The sequence below is a fragment of the Actinopolymorpha sp. B9G3 genome (genome assembly GCF_040120725.1).
Lineage (GTDB): Bacteria > Actinomycetota > Actinomycetes > Propionibacteriales > Actinopolymorphaceae > Thermasporomyces.
Genome location: NZ_JBEEAB010000010.1, coordinates 235253 through 258174, shown reverse-complemented (window position 1 = coordinate 258174; position 22922 = coordinate 235253). Strand labels below are relative to the sequence as shown.

General features: G+C 67.7%; 20 protein-coding genes. 7 read left to right on the top strand and 13 right to left on the bottom strand.

Annotation, left to right across the window (positions count from 1 at the left end; genetic code table 11):
• Positions 1 to 104: 104 nt before the first annotated feature.
• Positions 105 to 1862 (top strand): DUF6119 family protein, encoded by a 1758-nt coding sequence (locus ABNF93_RS19400; protein ID WP_349329491.1) that lies wholly within the window; start codon positions 105 to 107, stop codon positions 1860 to 1862.
• Positions 1863 to 1929: 67 nt separating this feature from the next.
• Here the strand turns inward: ABNF93_RS19400 and ABNF93_RS19395 are convergent, their stop codons facing one another.
• Both ABNF93_RS19395 and ABNF93_RS19390 read right to left on the bottom strand, forming a co-directional pair.
• A complete protein-coding gene (locus tag ABNF93_RS19395; protein ID WP_349329490.1) occupies positions 1930 to 3171 on the bottom strand; it encodes an ankyrin repeat domain-containing protein in 1242 nt (413 codons plus the stop codon).
• A 189-nt stretch (positions 3172 to 3360) separates the two neighbouring features.
• Positions 3361 to 3546 carry a hypothetical protein gene (locus ABNF93_RS19390; RefSeq protein WP_349329489.1) on the bottom strand — a complete coding sequence of 62 codons (186 nt, stop codon included), beginning with the start codon at positions 3544 to 3546 and terminating at the stop codon, positions 3361 to 3363.
• Positions 3547 to 4038: 492 nt separating this feature from the next.
• Between ABNF93_RS19390 and ABNF93_RS19385 the strand changes: the two genes are divergently transcribed.
• The 5 genes from ABNF93_RS19385 to ABNF93_RS19365 all read left to right on the top strand — a co-directional run bounded on the left by ABNF93_RS19385 (position 4039) and on the right by ABNF93_RS19365 (position 8736).
• Positions 4039 to 5367, top strand: coding sequence for a TrkH family potassium uptake protein (locus tag ABNF93_RS19385; protein ID WP_349329488.1), 1329 nt, complete (start codon positions 4039 to 4041; stop codon positions 5365 to 5367).
• Positions 5360 to 6031, top strand: coding sequence for a potassium channel family protein (locus tag ABNF93_RS19380; RefSeq protein ID WP_349329487.1), 672 nt, complete (start codon positions 5360 to 5362; stop codon positions 6029 to 6031). The genes ABNF93_RS19385 and ABNF93_RS19380 overlap by 8 nt, the downstream gene beginning before the upstream one ends.
• Before the next feature lie 139 nt (positions 6032 to 6170).
• A complete protein-coding gene (locus ABNF93_RS19375; protein ID WP_349329486.1) occupies positions 6171 to 7115 on the top strand; it encodes an ABC transporter ATP-binding protein in 945 nt (314 codons plus the stop codon).
• Positions 7108 to 7827: an ABC transporter permease gene (locus ABNF93_RS19370; protein WP_349329485.1), complete on the top strand. Its 720-nt coding sequence runs from the start codon at positions 7108 to 7110 to the stop codon at positions 7825 to 7827. The genes ABNF93_RS19375 and ABNF93_RS19370 overlap by 8 nt, the downstream gene beginning before the upstream one ends.
• A gap of 228 nt (positions 7828 to 8055) precedes the next feature.
• Complete coding sequence (locus ABNF93_RS19365) at positions 8056 to 8736, top strand: uridine kinase family protein (RefSeq protein WP_349329484.1); 681 nt, start codon at positions 8056 to 8058, stop codon at positions 8734 to 8736.
• Between the two features lie 111 nt (positions 8737 to 8847).
• Here the strand turns inward: ABNF93_RS19365 and ABNF93_RS19360 are convergent, their stop codons facing one another.
• The 8 genes from ABNF93_RS19360 to ABNF93_RS19325 all read right to left on the bottom strand — a co-directional run bounded on the left by ABNF93_RS19360 (position 8848) and on the right by ABNF93_RS19325 (position 17802).
• Positions 8848 to 9873, bottom strand: coding sequence for a fumarylacetoacetate hydrolase family protein (locus ABNF93_RS19360; protein WP_349329483.1), 1026 nt, complete (start codon positions 9871 to 9873; stop codon positions 8848 to 8850).
• A complete protein-coding gene (locus ABNF93_RS19355) occupies positions 9870 to 10166 on the bottom strand; it encodes a putative quinol monooxygenase (RefSeq protein ID WP_349329482.1) in 297 nt (98 codons plus the stop codon). The genes ABNF93_RS19360 and ABNF93_RS19355 overlap by 4 nt, the downstream gene beginning before the upstream one ends.
• 2 nt (positions 10167 to 10168) lie before the next feature.
• Positions 10169 to 11050, bottom strand: coding sequence for an amidohydrolase family protein (locus ABNF93_RS19350; protein ID WP_349329481.1), 882 nt, complete (start codon positions 11048 to 11050; stop codon positions 10169 to 10171).
• Positions 11047 to 12156 carry an NAD(P)-dependent oxidoreductase gene (locus ABNF93_RS19345; RefSeq protein ID WP_349329480.1) on the bottom strand — a complete coding sequence of 370 codons (1110 nt, stop codon included), beginning with the start codon at positions 12154 to 12156 and terminating at the stop codon, positions 11047 to 11049. Before ABNF93_RS19345 ends, ABNF93_RS19350 begins: the two co-directional genes overlap by 4 nt.
• Positions 12153 to 13277: a mandelate racemase/muconate lactonizing enzyme family protein gene (locus ABNF93_RS19340; RefSeq protein ID WP_349329479.1), complete on the bottom strand. Its 1125-nt coding sequence runs from the start codon at positions 13275 to 13277 to the stop codon at positions 12153 to 12155. The genes ABNF93_RS19345 and ABNF93_RS19340 overlap by 4 nt, the downstream gene beginning before the upstream one ends.
• Before the next feature lie 35 nt (positions 13278 to 13312).
• Complete coding sequence (locus tag ABNF93_RS19335; RefSeq protein WP_349329504.1) at positions 13313 to 14581, bottom strand: Gfo/Idh/MocA family protein; 1269 nt, start codon at positions 14579 to 14581, stop codon at positions 13313 to 13315.
• A 13-nt stretch (positions 14582 to 14594) separates the two neighbouring features.
• Positions 14595 to 16706, bottom strand: coding sequence for a hypothetical protein (locus ABNF93_RS19330; RefSeq protein WP_349329478.1), 2112 nt, complete (start codon positions 16704 to 16706; stop codon positions 14595 to 14597).
• 256 nt (positions 16707 to 16962) lie between these two features.
• Positions 16963 to 17802, bottom strand: a complete 840-nt coding sequence (locus ABNF93_RS19325; protein WP_349329477.1) for a helix-turn-helix transcriptional regulator — start codon at positions 17800 to 17802, stop codon at positions 16963 to 16965.
• Between the two features lie 216 nt (positions 17803 to 18018).
• Between ABNF93_RS19325 and ABNF93_RS19320 the strand changes: the two genes are divergently transcribed.
• Positions 18019 to 20316 carry a glucosidase family protein gene (locus ABNF93_RS19320; RefSeq protein WP_349329476.1) on the top strand — a complete coding sequence of 766 codons (2298 nt, stop codon included), beginning with the start codon at positions 18019 to 18021 and terminating at the stop codon, positions 20314 to 20316.
• A 9-nt stretch (positions 20317 to 20325) separates the two neighbouring features.
• Here ABNF93_RS19320 and rhmD read toward each other — a convergent pair whose 3' ends face one another.
• From rhmD to ABNF93_RS19305, 3 genes are all read right to left on the bottom strand, one after another.
• The gene (gene rhmD / locus ABNF93_RS19315) at positions 20326 to 21540 is read right to left on the bottom strand and encodes an L-rhamnonate dehydratase (RefSeq protein WP_349329475.1); all 1215 of its coding nucleotides are present in this window, start codon (positions 21538 to 21540) and stop codon (positions 20326 to 20328) included.
• A 117-nt stretch (positions 21541 to 21657) separates the two neighbouring features.
• Positions 21658 to 22380 carry a class I SAM-dependent methyltransferase gene (locus tag ABNF93_RS19310; protein WP_349329474.1) on the bottom strand — a complete coding sequence of 241 codons (723 nt, stop codon included), beginning with the start codon at positions 22378 to 22380 and terminating at the stop codon, positions 21658 to 21660.
• 53 nt (positions 22381 to 22433) lie between these two features.
• Positions 22434 to 22868, bottom strand: a complete 435-nt coding sequence (locus ABNF93_RS19305) for a MarR family winged helix-turn-helix transcriptional regulator (protein ID WP_349329473.1) — start codon at positions 22866 to 22868, stop codon at positions 22434 to 22436.
• Positions 22869 to 22922 lie beyond the last annotated feature (54 nt).

Below are 22922 nucleotides of genomic sequence, written 5' to 3'. Positions count from 1 at the left end.
TGACTCACAGTGATGTAATTTTCACCATCACATTGACTTCACCATGTGTGTCAATTCTCATACGAACTGCAACCACGTCTGGGCTGCTTGGCAGAGGAGGACGTATGCAGGGGAAAGCTCGCCGTACAAGATCTGTCACGTTGTATCGCCTGAATGTTCCTCCTCCCATCCCGGACGACATCTCGACGCTTGTCGACCTCGCCATGGTCCATGAGCGAAGCACCCACCGGGTGGACATTGCGGGCTCCCCAGCCTTGTGGGTGCATGGCGTGCTTGAATCCGCGGACGGAGACGCTGCGGCATGGTGCGCCGACGCCGCTCGAACAACGGGCGTGCCAGTCAGTATCGCCGATCGACGCTCTCTTGGCCTGTTACTCATCGTCGTTGACGATCACGTCTATGCCATCGGCTACGGACAGGGGCATCGTCTCGTTCGGGACGACCTGAAAGACCACCGGTTCGGGATCGCCTTTGCTGTACGGACGTTCGAGGCACTCCACCTCACCTCGCTGCTCCGGCGCCGGCCCGGCGCGCGTGGCCGGTCTGACGCCACCTTCGCACCTGCTGGACTTCCGATCTGGGGCTTCGGTGTGGAAGACCATGCAGATCTCGTAGGTCGCATAGCCGGGCGAGCGCACGGCCTCGATCTCACTTGTTCCAGCGACGAGAAAGATACCGTCACGGTCAGTGCGTCAGCAGGGATCCGCATGCACCTGGGAATCGATCCTGCATGTCTCAAGGCTGACATCGAGGAGATAGCTCGCATCTGTCGAGAGGAGGAACCACGGCCGGACTTGGAGTACATCGAACGTATCCAACCCGTCAAGGACCCCGCCCAGATAGGCGAGCTCGACGCTGCCCTCGACGACCGGCTCGGTAAGCCCGTCGAGGACGTCGCAAACTCTCTCACCTTGGTCGTGCCGACCCTTCGCCTCATCGATTACCTGCGCGCCAACTCCTTCGCTATTTCGCTCCGGACACGCGTGGGGCCCATCGAGCATCTGGAGCTGCATCACCTACTCGACAGGACGCGGCAACTGGAGTCAGGAACCAGGGTGCAAGCGCTCCGCAGGGGCCACGTCCGGCTGTACTCCGACCACTCAGGCGGCGATCCCATCGGGCCAGCGACGTCAGCGGACAAGTGGCTGGAAGCCAATGTAGGACTCGGTGCACGGCGCTTCTCGATGGTCGACGGCCGTTGGTACGAGGTCGACGGCGGCTATCTGGAAAGGCTCAGGGAGAGCGTCGAGCGCGTCCTAGGTCAGCGCAGCGACATCCGACTTCCGCCCTGGCGGGTAGACGACGGCGAGGGTGAGAGGTCGTACAACTTGCGGGTGCAACGAGAACGACCGGGCGAGTTCCTCTGCCTAGACAGGCAGGGAATCAAGGACCGGTTCCACTGGAGAAACGGTGTCGAGATCTGCGATCTCCTCGGCCGCGACGGCACTGTCGTCCATGTCAAGCACGCCCATGGTTCGGCACCGCTGAGCCATCTCTTCACCCAGGCCCTTCTCGCAGTGCAGACCCTCAGAAACTCTCCCGAGGCGCGCCATGCCTTCGTCGATCAAGTCGAACGTCTCGACCAACGTTGGCGGTTGCCAGAGACGTTCGAGCCGAAAAGGCTCGTCTTCGCGATCCTGCTCAAGCAGGGGGAACCCCTCGGGCCCGACACGCTATTTCCCTTCGCCCAGGTCGCGCTCGTCCAGATCGAACGCACCCTGAAGAGTGTCTACGACATTGACGTCGAGGTCATCGGTATTGATGCCGAGACCGGCAATACGGCCAGCAGACTGCGGCACGTCCCAACACCCCGTGACGGAGACGCGACTGACGGCGCCCAACTCAGGTTGCCGGTGCCGTAGGACACCCAAAGCCAATCCGGACACCCGCCCGGAGGTGGCGATTCGGGCTTGCTTGCCGACAAAGGGGTCAGCTCTCGCCCGCTCCGTGTCGGCGGAGGAGATCGTTGACAGCTTCGTTGGCGGTGGGGAACTCGACCGCGGCCACGCTCGCCCCGGCTGCGAGCAGACGCTCGATGACCGGCACGAAATCCTTCGACGGGGAGCGGTTCGCCGACCAGACCGCACAGCCAAGGACGGTGGCCCTGTGGTGGTTGTTCGTGTCCTCGAGTGGAGCGTGGCGCTCCAGCAGGAGATCCACGATGTCCAGGTGCCCGTAGATCGCGGCCCAGTGCAGCGCCGTCAGGCCGGCAAAGCCCCTCGCGGCCAGGTCGACCCCACGCTGAGCCAGGAACTCGACTATTCCAGTACGCCCGTGCACGGCTGCACACACGTTCGCCCACCCGAGGTTCGCTGTCGGGTCAGGCGCCGAACGCGGCGTGGGGACGCTCACCACGCGGACCTCCGGGCGCAGGACGCCGTTGTCGGCCACGAAGGCCCGCACAAGGTCCTCCCGGCCGAGACCCGCTGCCGCGACCACATTGTCCACCCTCGCACCCCGCTGGACGAGCGCCTCGGCCGCGGCGGAGTACTGGAACATCACCGCGGTGAGCAGCGGTCCGCCGTCGTCTCCAGGCCCGTTGACGGCTGCCCCGAAGTCCAGGAGCTTGTGGACCAAGGCGACCTGCACACCCGCCTCCGCCGGATGCGCGCTGGAGACGAGCAGGCCCATCGTCGTGGCGGGCCCTCCGTACATGGACGCCGTGGCGTCGACCTCGGCGCCACGAGTCAGGAGGAGATCAGCCACGTCCACGGCATTGCTCGGCGTCTTCTGCCGGTAGTTCTCCACACCGTTGGCGGCCACATAGTGCAACAACGTCGCGCCATGAACACGCGTCGACCGCTCCCCGACCAGTCCCGGATCGCTGTCTAGCAGCGACTCCAGGACCGCCACGTCACCCCGGACCATCGCGTCCACTGCCGACTCGTACTGTCGAACGGCGCCGTTGGCCAACCCCTGCAGGTGTTTCGAGAACTTGGGCCAACTCTCGAAGCCGTGTTCACGAGCGATCGCGAACTGGGACTCGGCAAGCGTGCAACCCGAAGCGGTGAGCTCACCGTCAGTCTCGCTCGCCCGGGGCCGCTGATGATTGATCCGCCGGATGGCCTCGGGATCTTCGGCCCTACAGGCTTTCAGGAGGTCCTTCGCCTGCTTCTTGTACTGCTCGAGACTGGGGCGCGGCGGCAGCGACCGGGCATAGATGGCATCCATACGAACCTCTTTCGTACGTCGCCTGGAGTCCGCCCGAATCAGGCTGAAAGAAGGTTCGTCACCTTCACACTGATCAAGAGGGTGGGCACGGCCCTTTCCGCGGACTGGATGCGCACCTAGCGCTGAAGGGCACAGTACCTCCACGATTCCGCAGCCGGCAACTGCCAGACCGGCGACGCCGACAGCGTGTCAAAGGCATCTCCGGACGGTGCACGTGATCCCTGTCTTCTCGTCGACGTACCACCACGCGGCTGCCTGTCGTTCCGCTCCGCGCCGGGTGAGGTACCGCTTGCCGTACGCCTTCTCGTAGTCGGGCTGTTCGCTGTGGGGATGGTCCCTGTACTGCAGCACGATCTCCCATCGCTTGAACTTCATGGACGCCTCCTCGGCAGGGTTGGGCCTTGGCGTGTGGATGGCAGGCAAGGGGTTACGACCTGTCCGGTGCGGTCATAGGTAGGTAGGCAAAGATCGCCACGCGACGCAGGCGATGGCGGTCACGACGCCAGCATCCGGTCCAGCAGTGCGTCCAACGTGATCACGCCGGACAGAGTGTGTTCGTTGTCGCCGACCGCGAGGAAGAGGGGCCGGAAGATTCACCCCAGCCAGCGGGCGGGCCACCTCTAGATCCGGCGTATCCCACCCAACAGTCGGGAAATCCGCCGCCAACTCGCCAGCACGCATCAGGAAGCCCCTCACGGCACGACATCACCAACGACGCCGACCAGGCTTCCCGGCACACCAGCGGCCAACATATCGCACCCGCGGAAGATCGCCATGGTGCGGTCGCCGGACCTCAACCCCTCGGTATCCCCGCCCGCCGTGACCCTGCCGAGGGCCCTCGGATGTGCTGAGGGATCATGGGCTCTCGTGCGTCGGACCATTCAGCACCCGGCACGGTTGGTGCCGCTCGCCTTCCTCGTGACGATCGCGGTCGGCACCCTGCTCTTGGCGCTCCCGCTCTCCCATGCCGGCGATGGCCGGGCGCCCCTGCTGACCGCACTGTTCACCTCGACGTCTGCGGTCTGCGTCACCGGTCTGATTGTGGTGGATACTCCGACGTACTGGTCGACCTTCGGTCAAACCGTCATCATGGCCCTGTTCCAGGTTGGCGGCTTCGGCATCATGACCGGTGCCTCCGTGCTCGGGTTGCTGGTGACCAGGCGGCTCCGCCTGCGCAACCGGCTGGTGGCACAGGCAGAGACACGTACCTTGAGCCTCGGTGACATCACCAGGGTCTTGAAAATGACTCTTCTGGTCACCGTGAGCGTCGAACTGGCGGTGACTGCCGCCCTTGCCTTGCGAATGCACGCGGCGTACGAAGCGACGTGGCCCGGCGCCCTGTGGCATGGCGGTTTCCATGCGGTGTCGGCGTTCAACAACGCCGGGTTCTCCACCTACTCTGACAGCCTCACTGGTTTCGTTGCCGATCCAGCGATCATCGTGCCCATCATGGTGGCGATCGTGATCGGCGGGATCGGCATTCCGGTGCTGTACGACCTGAGCCGTGAGCGACGACCCAGCAGGTGGTCGATCCACACCAAGCTCACCGTCGGCGGGACAGTGATCCTTCTCCTCGGTGGTATGGCAGCGTTCCTTGTGTTCGAGTCGGCAAACCCGGGCACCGTGGGGCCGCTTGACGTCAGCGGCAAGGTGCTGGCATCGCTCTTCCACTCGGTGACGTCGAGGACTGCCGGCTTCAACTCCGTGGACGTGGCGGAACTTCGGCAGGAGACCCTCGGCGTCACCTATGTCCTGATGTTCATCGGCGGTGGGAGCGCTGGCACCGCAGGTGGCATCAAGGTGGCCACGTTCCTGTTGCTCGCGTATGTGATCTGGGCGGAAATCCGCGGCGAGCCGGACACCATCGTCTTCCGCCGACGGATCACGTTGGACGCTCAGCGTCAAGCACTCACCGTCGCCCTCCTCGGCGTTGCCGCGGTCGCCCTTGCCACCCTGGTAGTGCTGTCCGCGACCGACTTCGCGCTCAGCGACGTCCTCTTCGAGTGCGTCTCGGCCTTTGCCACCGTCGGGCTGTCCACCGGCCTCACACCCGACCTTCCAGCATCCGCTCAGGTGGTGCTTATCATCGTGATGTACGTCGGGAGAGTGGGCACGATCACGGTGGCAACCGCTCTCGCGCTGCGCACCAGGCACCGCCTCTACCGGCTTCCAGAGGAGCGACCGATCGTTGGCTAGACGGACAGTCCCCAGACCCGACAGCGTGGTCGTCATCGGCCTCGGCCGTTTCGGCAGCGCGGTCGCCGGCTCCCTCGTACGCCTCGGACACGACGTGCTCGGTATCGACGAGAACCTCGACCTGGTACAGCGTTGGTCCGACCGGATCACCCATGTCGTCCAGGCCGATGCCACGGACGCCGAAACACTGCGCCAACTTGGTGTCGCCGACTTCGGCCGAGCCGTGGTGGCCATCGGAACCGACATCGAGGCCAGTGTGCTCACCGTCCTCGCCCTCGAAGAACTCGGCGTCGCTGACGTCTGGGCCAAAGCCATCAGCGACAAGCACGGACGGATCCTGGAACGCACCGGCGCCCACCACGTCGTCTATCCCGAAGCCGACATGGGCGAACGCGTCGCCCACCTGGTCACCGGACGGATGATCGACTTCATCGAGTTCGACGACGGCTTCGCCATCGCCAAGACCGGCACGCCCGGCGAGGCAGGCGGCAAAACCCTCGAACAGTCCAGACTTCGCAGCAAGTACGGCATCACCGTCGTCGGTGTCAAGCGGCCCGGCATGGACTTCACCTACGCCCGACCGGAAACGACGACCCACGCGGGCGACTTGCTCATCGTCTCCGGCCCCACCATCCAGGTCGAAAAGTTCGCCGCCCTGACCTGATGACGGGGACGGCCCGAGGGGTAGTCCGCCGAGGACGTCCTACGTGGTTGCCGGAACGTCTGGGCTATACGGTGGGCTCTGGAGCGCCGGGAAGCCTGGTCGGCATCGTTGAGGTGCGCCCGAGGAGAAGGGGCTTCCCATGCAAGTGGCGGTGCCTGCCAGTGCCATTGAGGTCTCCGATCTGACGAAAAGGTATGGAGACGTCCTCGCCGTCGATCACCTGACGCTCCGGGTGCAACCGGGTGAGATCTATGCGTTGCTGGGCTTGAACGGGGCCGGCAAGACGACGACGATCAGGATGCTCCTGGGCATGGTCCGTCCGTCCAGTGGTTCGGTGTCGGTCCTGGCCGAACAGGTCCGCCCCGAACAGAGTTCGGTGTGGTCCCGCGTCGGATACCTCGTGGAAACGCCCGCTGCCTACCCGGAGCTGACGGTGCGGGAGAACCTCGAGATCGTCCGGCGGCTGCGAGGGTTGACCGATCCGTGGGTTGTCGACGACGTCCTTGCGCAGTTGGGACTCGTGCCCTACGCCGACCGCCGCGCCCGCACCCTCTCCCTGGGGAACAGCCAACGACTCGGGCTGGCAAAGGCACTCATCCACCGGCCGGACCTACTGATCCTCGACGAACCAGCCAACGGCCTCGACCCGGCCGGGGTTGCCGAGGTCCGCGACCTGCTCCACGATCTCGCCCACCGCCATGGCGTCGCCATCCTGCTGTCCAGCCACATCCTCACCGAGGTCGCCCGGCTATCCACCCGGATCGGCATCATCCACCACGGACGCATGGTGGAGGAGATCGCCGCGGCAGACCTCACCGCCCATACCCGCCCACGTCTGACCGTGGTCACGCGGAACGCCGCGGGTGCCATGGCCGCGCTGCGGGCAGCAGGTCACTTCGCCGAGCTCGACGGTCACGGAAAGCTCGTCCTCACCGACGAACGAGCACTCCACCATGCCGATGAAGTCGCCACTCTGCTCGTCAACGCAGACTGTCCACCCACCAGACTCGCCGTCGAACAAGACGACCTCGAGACGTACTTCCTCCAACTGGTCGGCGCGATCCCGGCGGCCGGCGATGGGTAAGCCGATCGCCGCCGTCTGGACGGAGCTGCTGAAGGCGCGACGTTCCCGAGTTCCCGCCGTCACCATGCTGGCATTCACCGTCGCTGCCCTGGTCGGCGGACTGTTCATGTTCGTCCTCCAGGACCAGCGGCGGGCCAGGGCCATGGGCCTACTCGGCGCCAAGGCGAGCCTCGTTGGTGGCGACGCCGACTGGCCGGCGTACTTCTCGATGCTCGCCCAGACCATCGCCGTCGGCGGGCTGCTGATCTTCGGGTTGGTGTTCGTCTGGAGCTTCGGCCGGGAGTTCAGTGAACGCACGATCACCGATCTGCTTGCCCTGCCAACAGCACGGACGACGATCGTCGTCGCCAAGTTCGCCGTCGCAGCCGCATGGTGCATGGCCCTCAGCGTCCAGACGTACCTGCTCGGCATCGTCATCGGCGCCGCGCTCGGGCTGCCTGGATGGTCGGCGACGATCGCGATCAGCGGCCTGACGAAGATCGTTGCCACCAGCGCGATGACAGTCCTCCTCGTCACACCATTCGCCCTGGCCGCGAGTGTCGGCCGCGGCTATCTTCGCGCGGTGGGTTTCATGTTTTGGCGCTGTTCAGCTCCCAGATCGTCGCGGCACTCGGCTACGGCCACTACTTCCCGTGGAGCGTGCCGGCCCTGCTCGCCGGCGTTGCCGGACCCGACCACGCCATGCCGGGGACGCTCGGCAACAGCCTCGTGATCCTCGTCGGAGCAGGCTCCATCCTTGCCACGGCGATGTGGTGGAAACACGCCGACTACGACCGATAGCCACGTGTGCGTGCGTACGGACCTGCCAATCCCACGACGGCGGGCCGCTCGTACTCACCGGCGTGACACCGGCCGCAAACCCTGCTCGGCTTGGTTCGCGCCTCGCTCGGGGCGGCAGCCCAGGTCGGCCTCGTCAGGTTCGTTGCCGATAATGGCGTACGTGGCCCTGAGCGTGTATCCAGAGGAGCCGGCGGCCAGTGGGTGGCTGGTAGCACCTCTGGGCGAGGCTGCTGAGATGCTCCTCGATGGTGCGCCAGTCGGGCGTCCAACTATCGTCGCGGTTGACGGTCGATCCGGTGCAGGTAAGACCACGGTCGCCGAACGCCTCCGTGGAGTGCTGCCGGCGGCAGGTGTGGTTCACATCGACGATGTCGCTTGGTACCACTCTGACTCGTTCTTCGGCTGGGTTGATCTCCTCGTGACCGGGATCGTCGAGCCGGTGCTCCGGGGAGCACGTGTCCGGCTTCGACCACCGGCGTGGTCGCTACGTGGTCGCGAGGGGGCCATCGAGGTCTCTGCGCACCGGCGGGTACTCCTGATCGAGGGCGTCGGTGCTGGCCGGGAAGAGCTCGCCCATCTCGTCGATGCGACCATCTGGGTGCAGTCCGACTCCGACAAGGCAAGGCAGCGAGGCATCGCGCGGGACGGTGGAGACCAGGCGGCGGAAGACTTCTGGGACCGCTACGCCGCGGCGGAGCGGCCCTTCCTAGCCCACCACAGGCCGTGGGAACACGCGACCCTTGTGATCGCCGGGACACCGCATCTCCACCACGACCCCCGGACCGAGATCCTCGTCGCGCCCGGACCAATCCGACCCGACATCGACGTACCGCACACCTGAATACTCGACCCGGCCGGGCGCTGTGCCGGAGTCGACTGGCGCGCGCCGAGCGCGTGTTCTCCAGGTCAGTCCACATCACTCCGGCCGCCGCGGCTTGCCGTCCGACCACGGTCAAGCGTGGGTTGCTCCTCGCTCTGACGCCACGATCCGGTTGCGAAGAACGCCGATCCGGTCGACCTCGAGCTCCACAACGTCGCCGGGCGCGAGGCTCCGGTCCTGCTCGGCGCCACTGCCGCCGGCCACGGTGCCGGAACCGAAGACCTCTCCCGCCCGGATCCGCTCGCCGCGCGACGCATGCGCGATCATCTGCTCGAACCGCCAGTGCATGTCTGCGGTGCTGGTCCGCGTCCAGACCTCGCCGTTGACCCGCGACGTCAGTGTGAGGGAGTACGGATCGGGCATCTCGTCGGCGGTCACGAGGCAGGGGCCGAGGACGTGGCCGCGTAGGAAGTCCTTGCCCTTGGCCGGACCGAGACCGACCGCCATCTCCTGTGCCTGGATGGTACGGGCCGAGAAGTCGTCGTAGATCGTCCAGCCGAAGACGTGGTCGAGTGCCTTCTCCGCGGCGATGTCGACACCGCCCGGGCCGATGACCGCGGCGATCTCGAACTCCAGGTCGAGCGTATCGGCGTACGACGGGATCGGTATGTCGTCACCGTGCGCTCCGACCGCGGACGGACTCCCCTTGTAGTACACGGGAATCTCGTACCACTGCGGCGGGATGTCGCGGCCGAGCCGGGGATAGATGTTGCGCAGGTGGTCCTCGAAGCCCATGAAGTCGCGCAGCAACGGTGGCTCGGGCACGGCCGGCAGCCGGGCGATGTCGGCAACGTCGTAGCGCACCTGGGCGCCGTTCGGGTCGGTCGCCCAACCGGTGGTGACGGCCGCGGCGAGCGCCTCGCGGGTGGTGTCCAGTGTGCGCTCGCCACCTTCGATGTAGGCCGTAACACAGGACGGGACCAGCGCCCGGGCGATCCGATCGGCCGCTTCGCGGGTGGCAGACCGGGAAGCCAGCAGGCAACGGGTCGCCGCGGTGAGGTCGACCAGCGTCCCGGCGTCGGCGTCACCCTCGACCAACGCGCCGAGGTGTTCGGTACAGCCGGCCCGTCCAGCGACCGCGAAGGGGACGAGTCTCATGCGACGACCTGGGTGTAGACCTCGCGTTCCCGCTTGTCCAGCAGCGGGACGATCTCGCCCTCGACGATCTCCGCGAAGTGCGGTGTCTCGCGGTGGGCGACGAGCGCGGCCTCGTCGGCGTACACCTCGTAGAGGCAGAAGAGGTTCTCGACCTCGGTGGACCGGTTCGCCTGGTAGAGCAGGCATCCCGGCTCGTCGGCCTTGACCCGTGCGGCCATCCGGGTCAGGGCCTCCTGGACGGTGGCTTCGTGACCCGAGCGGACCTGGTACCTCGCGATGAGCGTGACGGGCATGGCTACGTTCCTTCCGTTGCGGTGGCGGGGCGGCGGGTGTCGAGCAGGGTGGCCAGGGTGGTGCCGAGAACCAGGTCGAGGTCGGCCGGCTCGAAGAAGTCACAGTGGGAGCGGAGGACCTCCAACGACTGCTTGTACGTAAGGAAAGGGCGGGCGGCGGGGAAGTCGGAGCCCCAACACATCCGGTGCGGTCCGTAGGCGGCGAAGAGGTGCCGGAACGTCTCGCGCGCGTCGGCGTAGGGGAAGTCCCAGCCGCGCGGGGCGGACGCGTAGTGGAATCCGGAGACCTTGACGCCGACGTTGGGCAGTTCGGCGGAGGCGATCACCTGCGCCATGTCCTCGTCGTACGACGGACGTGTGGGTGACAGGCCGCCCAGGTGGTGGACGAGGATCGGCAGGGTGGGGTACGCACGCGCGACCTGGCGGAGATCGGCCTGCCACGCGGGTGACATCGCCAGACTCGCGATCAGGTCGAGCTCGGCCGCGGTGGCGAAGAACTCCATGCCGTCGGCGGTGAGGAACCATCCGTCGTTGGCGGAGTGGACGTAGTGGGTGAAGCCGGTGACGCCGAGGCGCTCGACGGTCTCCCGCAGTCGGCGGGCCGCACCGGGCGTGTGGTGCTCGGGCCGCCACGAACAGTCGACGTCGGCGAGGACGACCAGCCGGTCCGGGTGGCGGGCCGCGGCCTTGGCGGCGTAGTCGTTGTTGTCGTCGTTGGCGCAGTCGTCCCTGCCGATCCGGGCGCAGACGAGCGCGGCCTTCTCGACGCCGTTCACATCCATCTCGTAGAGCAGTTGCTCGACGCTGCCGTGGGAATCCGGATCCGGCACCGGTGGTTCGTACGGCCAACGCCGCCAGGCATGACAGTGGCTGTCCAGGATCACGGCTCACCTCCGGATGGGTTGGCGGTGCCGGACGGGTTGGCGCCGTTGCGGACGGACACGATGCGCGATGTCAGCATGGCGCGTGGTTCTGCACCGGCGAAGACGCGTTCGAGCTCGTGAACCATCAGCTGGAAGAACCGGGTCCGGGACTCCACCGTCGTACCGGCGATGTGCGGGGAGAGGAAGACGTTGGGTAGGCCGCGGACGGCGGCGTCGACCGGAATGGGCTCGGGATCATGGACGTCGAGGCAGGCGACGATATCGTCACGCCTCAGCCGGGCGACCAGGGCGGCGGTGTCGACGATCGCACCCCGCGACACGTTGACGAAGACGCACCCAGGCCGCAACAGGTCCAGCTCTCGCGCGCCCAGCATGCCGCGGGTCTTGGGCGTCAACGGAGCAAGGCAGATGACGACTTCGCTGGCAGCGAGTACGACGTCCAATGGTGCGTAGGTCATCCCGAGCGCGTCGGCCAACTCGCGCGGGGCGTACGGATCGTGGGCCACCAGGTCGACGTCGAAGGGCGCGAGCAGCTCCACCAGCCTCCAGGCGATGTGCCCGAAGCCGATCAGCCCGACGGTTCGTCCGGTGAGCTCCCGCGGTCGGGCGACGTCGCCCTTGCGGTGTGGGGCATCCGTCATCAGCGTGCGGAACCGGCGCGCGGCGTCACGCAGACCGATGATCGCCAGGGCGAGGGCCCACTCGGCCACCGGATAGGACGACCCGTGGGTGGTGTCGATGACCGCGACGTCGCGTGCTGTCGCCGCTGCGACGTCGATCCGGGCGCCGAACCGGTCTCCCTCGAGGTCGCCGACGGCCCGCAGGCGCGGAGCGGCCGACAGTACTGCGTCGCTGACGCGGGGCGCGCCGTGGCAGACGACCAACGCGTCCAGGTCGGCGGCGAACTCTGCCAGCGCCTGCTCCGCCTCGGGGTCGTTGGGCGGTGGATCGGTCGTGGACCAGTGACCGGTGACGTCAGCGAACCGGACCTCCGCACATGCTTCCAGCCGCGCAAGGTCCGCTGGCGCGAGGTAGCCCTCGCGGACCCGCGGATCGCAGGCGATGCCGACGCTCGGCCGGCGTTCCTGCTCCGGATCGCGGCTCATCGGATGGCCACCGAGCCGTCCTCGCGGAGCGGTGCGCCGACTCTGACCGCGCGGACGGGCGTCCGTGCCAAGCCCTCCTCGTCCAGCTCGACCCCGAGACCCGGCGCATCCGGTGGGTACAGCCAGCCGTCGATCAGCGGGACCACCGCCTTCACCAGGTCGGACGCCAGCCCGCCGTCCTGCTCGACGTGCTCCTGCGCCTCCCAGTTGGGAACCGCGATGCCGAGATGCACATGCGCCGCCGTCGCCACCGGCCCGGACGGGACGGCGTGCGGCAGGATGCCCTGGTGGTGGGCCTCGGCAAGTGCGCAGATCTTGCGTACGTGCGTGATCCCGCCGGCCACCCCCACGTCGGGGCGCAGGTAGGAGACCCCCGGCTGGCAGGCGTACTCCCGGAACTCCCAGATCGTGGTGTTGCGCTCTCCCGCCGCCAGCGGCACCCGCACCCGCGCGCCGACCTCGCCGAACGCCAGGACCGAGTCCGGCGGGATCGGGTCCTCCACGAAGTACGGCCGCAGGGGCGCGATCTCCTCGCACAGCTGCACGGCGTCGCCGGGCGCCATGTTCCGGTGGAGCTCGATGCCGACGTCGAGTTCCCAGCCGACCGTGTCGCGGATGGCGGTGAAGCGTTCAACGAGGTCGGCAAGGCGGGCGGCGTGCCGCATGGTGTGGTGTTCGTGGCCGAACAAGATGACCTTCGCCGCCGTGTAGCCCGCCGCCATCGCCCCGGCCGCGGCGTCGGCCATCGCGGCCGCCGAATCGCCCCTGATCACCTTCATCGCCCGGACCGCGCGCCGGGACCGCCCGCCGAGCAGCTGCCACACCGGTACCTCGAAGTGCCGGCCGCGGATGTCCCACAGGGCCTGGTCGATCGCGCTGATCGCGCCCACGACGACCATGCCGCGGAAACAGAGCGTGCGGTAGAGGTGGAGCCAGTGCGCCTCGACGTCGAACGGATCCGCGCCGACGAGATAACTCCGGAACGACCGGACCACCTCCTCGACGGCGACCGGCCAACCGAAGCAGGTCGACTCGCCGATCCCCTGGACGCCGGTGTCGGTGGTCAGCCGCACGTAGAGAGCACCGCCGGCCGTGAACGTCTCTACCTCGTCGATGCGCATCGATCCCCCTCTCCTGCCGGCCCCCGGGGGTCCGTTCATGCGGGCCTCGCCTCTGTTCCCTCGCTCGCGCCCGGGCCGGCCAGCCCGAGGACCTCGTCGATGTCGTCCTGGTAGCTACGTACGGCACCGGTCAGCACGTCATCAAGCCTCACCGACCGGTCGAGAGCGGCCGACTCCAGCACCGCGAGCACCGCAGCCACCGCCCGGGTGCCGGCGAGGCCATCTACCTCCGGCGGATGCCCGTCGAGGACGGCGCTCACGAAGTCCGCGATCTCCACCCCGAGATAGCCCGCGTCGACCTCGGCGAACGGGGCGCCGCCACCGGTGCCGTCCGGGCCGAGCAGGGCAACGGTGGTGTCGTCCAGGACGAACGCCTCACCCAACTCGGCGGCCAGTTCGCGGCCGCGGACGACACCGTCCGCGCGGCGTAGCTCGACCTCGCCGTCGGTACGGTCCGGCGGGATCGCCATCGAGCCGGCCGAGCCGTGGATCGTGCGTTGGACGTAACGGTGTCCGGGACCGGCCGGCAGGTAGGCCAGCTGCACCTCGACGCCTGAGACGGTACGGAACTGGCCGAGCAGCGAGTCCTCCCCCGTCGCCTCGACCGGCTCGCCGTCCGCCGTCCGGCGTACCGGCTCGGCGATGAGGCCCCGGCCGTACGCGCTCGCGATCGGGCCGAGATAGAACTCCACCAGATCGGTCAGGTGGACGCCCATGTCGAGCGCAATGGTGCCGCGTTGCTTGCGGTGCCGCCACGGCGTGATGACCACCCGGTCGGTGCCACCGACGAGTTGCTGCACCATGAGGTACGGACGGCCGAGCAAGCCCGCCTTGACAACCGCGCGGGCCATCCGGTTGGGGCCACCGCGGCGGTAGTTCTCGGCAGTCGCGAGCACCGCACCACTGGAACGCGCCGCGTCGAGCATCGCCTGGCAGGCCCGGATGGTCAGGCCGAGCGGCTTCTCGCAGAGGATGTGTCGACCGGACTCCAACGCCGGCACGGCGATGGCGTGATGGGTCGACGGATCCGTCACCACGTCGAGGGCGGCGATGTCCCCATCGTCCAGCACTGCCGCGAGTTCGGTGTGAACCCGCGGCCGGTTGCCCAGCAGGCGCTCCGCGTCGTCGGCCACCGCCTCCGCAGCCTCCCGGCGGACGTCGAACACGGCAACGAGATCCGCCCGCCAGAGCCCCGCGCGGGACAGTGCGGCGTACCCGGACAGGTGCCGGCGCCCCATGCCACCACAGCCGACGAGACACAACGGCAGGCGGCTCTCCTGGCGGCCGTCGTTCACGGAGTGCATCACGTGCAGCACCTCACTCGGTGTACCGATAGCGGAACCGTCCACTCGGCGCGGCATCACCGTTCTCGATCACATCGAGGATGTTGCCCTCGTCCTGCATGTGGTCGATCCACTTGAAGTCGATCCGTAACGGTGCTGCCCCGTCAAGGCCGAGGACACTGCGTGGGATCGCGAGCTCCAGCTCCCGGCCCTTGACGGCGTAGCTGATCTCGGCGACCTCGCGCCACGACCAACCGCCCTCGCTCGCCTCGAGAGAGGTGCGGTGCGGGTTCTTGACGCGCCGGTTGACCACGAAGTCGAAACCCTCCCATCCGGTGCCTGGATCACCAGTGAGGTCGAGGAAGAGCAGCATCCAGTTGCGGCCGTCGAAGGGGGTGATCCACTCACGGGTCCGCGCATAGAAGTAGACGTTGCGGTCGTCACGTGCGACCTTGGCGAGCACGATGTCGTTACGCCCTGACGTGTTGACATAGCGGCCGACAGTGCCCCAGCCCGGATGGTCGCGGTGCGCCGTGTCGCCACGGTGGTCACGAAACTCCGGGCCGATCGCCCGCCAGTCGTCGAAATAGCCGTCGATCTGGATCGACCGTGGGGAGGACGCGCGTGGCAGCGGCCGCACGCCCTTGTAGCGACGGACGTTCGCGACGAGCTGGTAGTAGTACGCGTCCTGATAGTGGTTCCCTTCGGGAAACCCGCCCGCCGGCCCGCCGCGTAACGGCTCGATGTCGCGGCTGTGTTCCCAGTCGAACTGGTCGACGAAGACGACCGGGGCATCGACACCGGCGAAGCTGTCGAACCGCATGGCGACCCATTCGTTCCAGCCCGTGACGAAGACGAACTCCGGGTCGACCTCGAGCGCGCGGTCCCACTGCTCCTGGACATTCAGCCCTTCCGGCGTATGGCTGTCGTCTGCCGGCAGTTGACCGTCGTGGTAGCTGCGACCCTGTGCGCGTGGCTCACTCATGGCACCGAGGCGACCGTCCACGGCGTTCTGTCCCACACCGACGGTCATCTGCTCGGCGTTACCTGCCGCGTCGCGGTAGACGCGTTGGGGCGCGACCTCCAGCCAACCCCATTGGTCGGGCTTGGTCGGCCCGACGAAGTAGGACGGCTGCGGCGCTCGGAACGTGAAGAAGGACTTGATCTCGGCGATCGGGCCGGTGGCGTACTCCACGTAGGTCGCGCGATCGCCCGGCACCGGGGTGCCGTCCCGGTAGGCCTGACCGCCGCCATGCACGTCTGCCGGGTCGGTCCACCAGCCGATCGTCCCGCTCGGGTCGGACTGTTCGAGGTAGTACGTGCCGGCCCCGGCCGGGGTGTCCAGGTCCAGGGTGACGATGTCGTTGTCGACAACGCGGTCGAAACGTCTCTGGGCCACAGGTTCGCCGCCGGGACCGTCGCGGTGAAGGGTCACCGTCACTGCCGCATCGGTGCTGGCCCAGGTGGGGAAGCGGCCACCGACCCGGCCGAATGCCTCCGTCGTGGTGAATGTCTGTCCCTGCGTCTGGCCCGTCTCCAGTCGCGAGGGGTCGGAACCATCGGTACCGAGCGGTTCCATGCCGAACAGGTCCGGGTCGGCCAGGATCAACGGTTTGCCGTCCCAGCGGAACCACAGGTCCTCATGGATGCCCGGCTTGTACAGGTCCTTGTAGAGCTCCAGCACGACGTTCCTCGGTGTCCAGAACGGCGCGAGGAAGGCGACCTGTGGAGTCTTGCCGCCGTCACGCCGTACGGCGGCGAAGGCATCGAACAGGGTCTGGTAAGGACCCGGGTAGGTGAAGTTGTTCGTCACGTCGAAGAAGATGGCGTCCACACCCGCGTCGGTGAGCATCTCGGCATGGCGCCGGAACACCCAGGAGTCGTCAGAGAGGTAGTAGCCGAAGTACGGCTCGCCCCAATGGTGGAAGTGCTCCCTCGGTCCCCACGCAGGGTGGTCGCCGTCCTCGACCGCGCCCGGGTTGGCGGTGAGGATCTTGCTGATGTCGTGGGGACCGGTGGTCGAATGCTGGCCGAGCCACAGGAAGTAGAACATGCCGACGAAGCGGTCGGCCCGCGGTGGCCCCACGTCCTCATGGGTGGGCAGCGTCCTGCCGAGCCCGTCGGTGGCGACCCACGTGTCGCTCATCGTGTCCCAGGTTGCGGCTGCCGGGGCCCGATCAGCGGGGGACGCCGCCGCTTGCGCCCTCTCGGCCGAAGCTCCGGACAGCGCGACGGCCATCCCGGTAGCCGTCACCTGCAACAGCTCCCGCCTGTTGATCTGCGGCGCGTTCGGTGTTGCCGGGTTCGGTGTTGCCGGGTTCGGTGTTACCGGGTTCGACGTCTCTGCTTTCGAGTCGGTCATGGCTCCCCTTCGTGCTTGCGTAGCTGTCTTCGCCGGGTCCTCACCTCTGGTGCGCTGCGGTGCTCGCGGCGGCAGGGCCGACTGCAGTTGCCGAGAAGATGAAGTTGATGTCGTGAACAGGGGCGCCGTCGATGTGGGCGGTCCCACCCACCGCGGCGATGCCACCCTGATGCCACCACCAGGTCGGCGTGCCAACAGGCTCGGAGAGTTCGAGGTAGTAGCTGCCGTGCTGGTACGACGGAATCGTCAGCCACTCGGTCGTGTTGTCGACCATCGGTTCGATCCGCTTCGCCGCCACCCGGGCACGGTCACCACCGGGATCCTCACGGTAGAGCGTGACGGTGGCCCCCGACGTCGTACTGCTGTAGGTCGCCAGCATGAACCGCACCTGGGTGAGGCTGAGCCCGAAGGGCACGGTGAAGGTCTGGCCATAGCTGCCCCCGGTACGCAGCGGCGGCGGTGCGGAGGTGTGGACGGCCTGCTCGATCGCCGTGGGGGGCCACAGCGTGGCGGCCATCGCCCGCAGACCCGCCGCCGCGAGTGGTATGTCCGCGTCATGGTCCGTACGCGACCGACGGTAACGACCGGGTGGTAGGCCATAGGTGCGGGAGAAGCGTTTGGAGAAGTGAAACGCGTCAGCGAAGCCGCACTCCTTCGCCACCACCGCAAGCGGCTGGTTGCCGCACAGCAACATCGATGCCGCGCGGGCGAGACGCAACCGCTCCAATGCAGCGACGGCGCCGATGTCGTAGTACTGACGGAACTGCCGCGCGAAATGGCCCGTCGACACCGACGCTGCCTCGGCAAGCTCGTCCAGGCGGATCGCCCGCAGCCGACCGCCCGCCCATTCATGGCGTACGAACGCAAGGGCATCACTCACCGGTATCGGCATGGCAGACGTCACAATCACGCATTCTCAACCGGGTGGCGCTGGCAGTGTCCAGCCCGCGTGTCCGCTGCTGGACTGCGGATTCGGACGCCTGGGCCGCCGATCACGAAGAGACATTTTTCTGCGCGAGAGCGACATTGTTGCCACGCGAGCCCGACAGCACCATGGGTCCGGCCATCGTCCGCGTACGCCTGACCGGAGGTGCACATGCGCGCCAGCTTCGCGGCCCTGCTCGTCGGCGGAAGTCTCGTGCTGGTCTCCTCGGCCGCCGATCCGGTGCGGACCGAGCCGGCGGCACAACCGGGAACGGCCCCCGTCTCGTTGGCCGCGGGATCCGCGTCGTCGGCACCGCCCGACCGGTGCCAAGTGAGTCCTACGGTGTTGCCGTTCGGCACGTCTTCGCCTGCAGTCACGAGAAGAGCCAACCAGTTCTGGACGGTCTACGGCCTCGGCGAAGGCGGACCCGAGGCGCCCGGCTCACCGCTCGGGGCCAACAGCGCATGGACCGAGTGGGACGCCAGGAAGTTCGCCTGGACCGACCAGCGGGGCCACCGCGACCGTGGCATGGAGCGGCTGCTCACGCTGCCGATCAACGGCTCGAACGGCGTCACCGGCAAGCAACCCGACGGCTTCCCGTGGTCGTGGGCCGACCTCGAGACCTGGCCGGACACGAACGACCGGCACGGTGGCGTCGGCTCGTACCACTTCGACCAGATCCCGCGGTTCATCAACGCGACGTACGACTACTACGTCTGGACCCGCGACGAGGAGTTCCTGGCCCGCGCGCTGCCGCGTGCCGAGCTCATCATGGAGCGCTACGTCCTTCCGGTTCTGGGCGGCGACGACGGCATCTGGACGATCCCGCTCTCCACCAACGACGGCGTGGCGGACCGGTCGAGGCCGAGCACCTACTTCGACCAGCTGCGTTCCGGACATCAGGACGCCTGGGTCAACGCGGCGGCCTACACCGCCCTTCTCGACATGGAGCGACTGGAACGGCTTGCCGGCAAGCCCGACCAGGCCGCGCGCTACGCCGCACTCGCGGAGGCATTCCCGGCGAAGTACGACAAGGCGTTCTGGAACAACGCCAGCGGAATGTATGCCGGCTGGCGCGATGCCGAGGGCAACCTGCACGACAGCGGCTACCTGCACGTCAACCTCGAGGCCCTCGCTCGGGGCCTGGGCGATCCGGAGAGGGCCAGGAGCGTCTTCTCGGCCATGGCGGCACCCGCCGACCCGATCGCGTTCGGGCCGCACACGGGAAGCACCGACGTCTACCAGAACGTCGTCGCACCACGGACGACCACGGGCAATCCTCCGGACTCCGACTGGGACGGGTGGTCCGATCCGGCCCAGGGCCGCAAGCCGTACGGCGACACCGTGCAGCATGGCGGGACCGTGCTGTGGTTGAGCTACTACGACGTGATGGCGCGGCTGCGTCACCAGGACGCCGACCATGCGTACGCTCGGTTCGTAGCGATGCTCGACCGGATGGCTGCCGACTCGCACTGCCTGACCTTCGACGCGCCGAACCGGCTTTACAACGACTTCGGGGAGAGCCTGGTGCAGGTCGGGTCCAATATCCCGTTCCCCGAGTCCGGCATTGCCGCCCTGCCCCTGCTGGAGGGGTTCGCGGGTGTCGAGGCGACGCCAGCCGGGCTGCAGGCAACGCCGAACCTCCCGTCCGCACTGGTCGACGCCAGGGTGTCGCAGATCGACTACGCCGGCCAGTCGGTCAGTGTGGACGTCTCGCGGGCGCGGGTGGTCGCGCGGTCGGAGCCGGTCGCCGGCCCGCAGGACCTCGCTCCCGGTGCGTCTGTGGCACGGGAGTTCGACGCCAGTACGCCATTCAACCAGGCGCAGGTCCAGGTTTCGGCCACTCACGGAGGCCGGGTCACCGTCGCGTTGGAGCGCCGCGTCGACGACTCGTGGGTACACGTCGCGGCCCGCCGCCACGACGATCTCGCGAGCCGCGCGACCTGGCTCGACCTCGCGGTGCCGGCCCAGGCCCCCGGGCGCTACCGCCTGCTCACCATCCGGCCGGGCACCGACGGCCCGCTGCCCCATCCCGAGGGAGAGGGTGGGGGCGGCATGACACTGGCAGCTGTCCGGGTACTCGACGCCGCCCAGGAGGACGTGACACCGCCGTCACTGGCCGCCGGCGGTGTCGTCACCAACGCACCGGTGGACAGGTTCACGGTCGATCTCGGGACCGCGACCGACGAACCGGTGGCCCTCACCCTGCAACGTCGTATCGGGAAGCGCTGGGTCAGCGTTGCCGCGCAGGTGCTCGACCCGGCTGGCGGTCGACAGGTCGTCGTGGGAACGAGCGACCAGCCGGCGGGACACTACCGCTTCGTGGCGACGGACGACAGCGCGCAGGCAGGCGTCGTCCTGACCAGGCTCGAGCGCGCCCGCTACACCGTCGAGGCACCCGAGCTCGAGGTCCGTACGACCGCACCCGCAGGGGAGCCGGTCACGCTGGCCGCCCCGCCAGACAACTGAGAATGTCTGCTAGCGCACCGCACGTTCCAGGCGTACGCCCGGGTCCAGGGTCAGCCCGAAGCCAGGCTTGTCACCGACTGTCAACACGCCTTTGTCAGGCACGTCCTCGCCGGTGAACAGCGGCGCGTGCTGCCGGGCGACCGACTCACCGTCGGCCGACAGCACCGGGAACTCCGCCAGGTCACCGCCCGGCTGGGTGACGACGAAATGGTAGTTCGGCATGCCGCAGGTGTGCGGGATGACCTTGACGCCGTAGACCCGTGCCACGTCGGCGATCCGTAGCACCTCGGTCATTCCGCCGCACCAGCCGAGGTCGGGCTGGATGACGTCGACCCCGGCCTCACACAGCAGCTTGAAGCCGGCCGCGGTGTACTCGTGTTCGCCGGTGTTCAGCGTCATCGTCGGCGGCATCCGGTCACGGATCCTCCGAAGACCGGAGTAGTCGTCCGGCGGAAGCGGTTCCTCGATCCAGGTGAAGCCGAGCGGCTCGACGGCGTGTGCCAGGCGTACGGCATAGTCGACGTCGAGCGCCATCCAGCAGTCGTACATCAACGGGAAGTCGGCGGGCACGCTCTCGCGAGCCTCCCGGGCAAGCGCGACGTTGTTGCGGAACCCCGCCTCGCCCTCGCACGGGTGCCACACGAGTGGCAGCTTCGCGCCCGCGAATCCCCACGCGGCAGCGATTTCCGGCTTGGGACCCGTCGCATACACGGGTACGCCCTCACGGATCCGGCCGCCGATCAGCGCATGGACGGGCTCGCCCACGACCTTGCCGTGCAGGTCCCAGATCGCCAGGTCGACTGCCGAGATCGCGTGCAGCACAAGGCCTTTGCGCCCGTAGCGCAGGGTGCTGGAGAACATCCGATCCCAGATCCTCGTATGCGCCGACGCCCGCTCCCCGATCACCAACCGGGCCAGGTGCTGGGTGATGATCGCGGCGGCGGCGAGCCCGTTCGTCGTCCAGACACCGACCTGGCCGGACTCCGCCTCGACCTCGACCACGACCGTCCCGCCGTCGTCCGCGCCGATTCCGGCGTCGCGGTTGTCGCGGAACTCCGCGTACTTCGTCATCGGGTTCGCGACCTTGCCACCGAGCCAGTGGTTCTGCCGCCTGGCGGAGGTCCGAGCGGCCATCTCCCGCTGGCCCGATGACCCCCCGGTCTGCGCAGGTTCGTCCGTGGCGACGAAGGATGCGCGAACGTCGACGATGCGGTCCTCGGCCATCTCCTGCTCCCTTCCACCCCGACGCGGAGCCTTGATCAGGTCCGGGAAACGGTCAACCACCCTTCATATCCGTGAAGCGGCACACGTGCGTTGGCCCAGCGGACGTCACCCGCGGGGTCAGGTGCGGCGAAGGACGTACTTCGCGAAGATGCCGTCGTCGGAGTAGTCCGCGTCCTCGACGGCGAAGCCGGCTCGCCGCATCATCGGCTCGAGGAGCCAGCTGAAGGTCGAGTGCTCGTCGCGGACGTGTTCTTCGAGATCACGCCGGTTCCAGCCGTCCTCGACCGCCTCGGGAAGAGTGGAGCACCACGCTTCGATGCGTTCCTCGGTCTCGGTGGGTTCGAAGCTGTACACGATGTCCCACAGCCGGAAGACGCCACCAGGTCGAAGGAACCGGTGGATCCGCGCCAGGGCGACGGCCTTCCAGAAGTCTGGCAGGTGGTGCAGGGAGTACCGGGAGTAGACGAAGTCCGCCTGGCTTCCCTGATGGTCGTAGGTCAGAAACCCGGCGCGGACGGCGGCGATGTTGTCCAACCCGGCCTCGTCGACCTTGGCGCGCAGTATTCGTAGCATCACCGGTGAGACGTCCACCGCGACGATCCGCCGGCACTCGGGGGCCACGGCCAGGGTGAACTGTCCGGTTCCTGGCCCGATCTCGACGATCGTCGACTCGCGTGTCAGGCCGAGCTCGCGGCACAGGAGTACCTCCTCGGCCGCCCCCGAGTCCTCCTTCAGGTCGTAGCGGGCCACATGGTCGGCGTCGAGGTTCTCCCGACCCGCGGTCGCCATCTCGTCGAGCAACCAGCCAGGAACGCCGGCGGGATCACGGGCAGTCGCCATGGGCGGCATTGTGCCATCCATCCGGGAGGGGAGACATCGCCCGGGCGAGCCGGTCAACCTTGCGTGACGAGCACTTTCAACAGATCACGCAGGGACTCCTGCTGCGCCGCGGTGAGCGGGGCGAGTGGTGACTGGGTACGCAGGCGCTTGAGCACGGCCGCGCGGGTGCGCCGGCCGGCCGCGGTGAGCACGATCTGCTTGGCCCGCCGGTCAGACGGGTGGGGTTGCCGCTTGATCAGACCCTGCTGTTCGAGCCGGTCGAGGATGAACGTCGCGTTCGACGCTTCGCAGTGCATCCTGGTGGCGAGCTCACGAGCGGTGATCGGCTCGGAGAGCTCCCGGAGCGCGACGACCTGCGCCGGGGTGAGGCCGAGCTCATCAGCGACGCCGCGAACGTGGACCTCGAGCCGCTGCACGAACTGGTGGACCAACCCGCACACGTCCCGGTCGATCTGCACTTCTTCGGCCAGATCCCGCTGCCCTGCCACAGCCCCGAGTGTAGCGCTCGTACTTCGAGCTGTGATAGTTCTAGCTCGTATTAT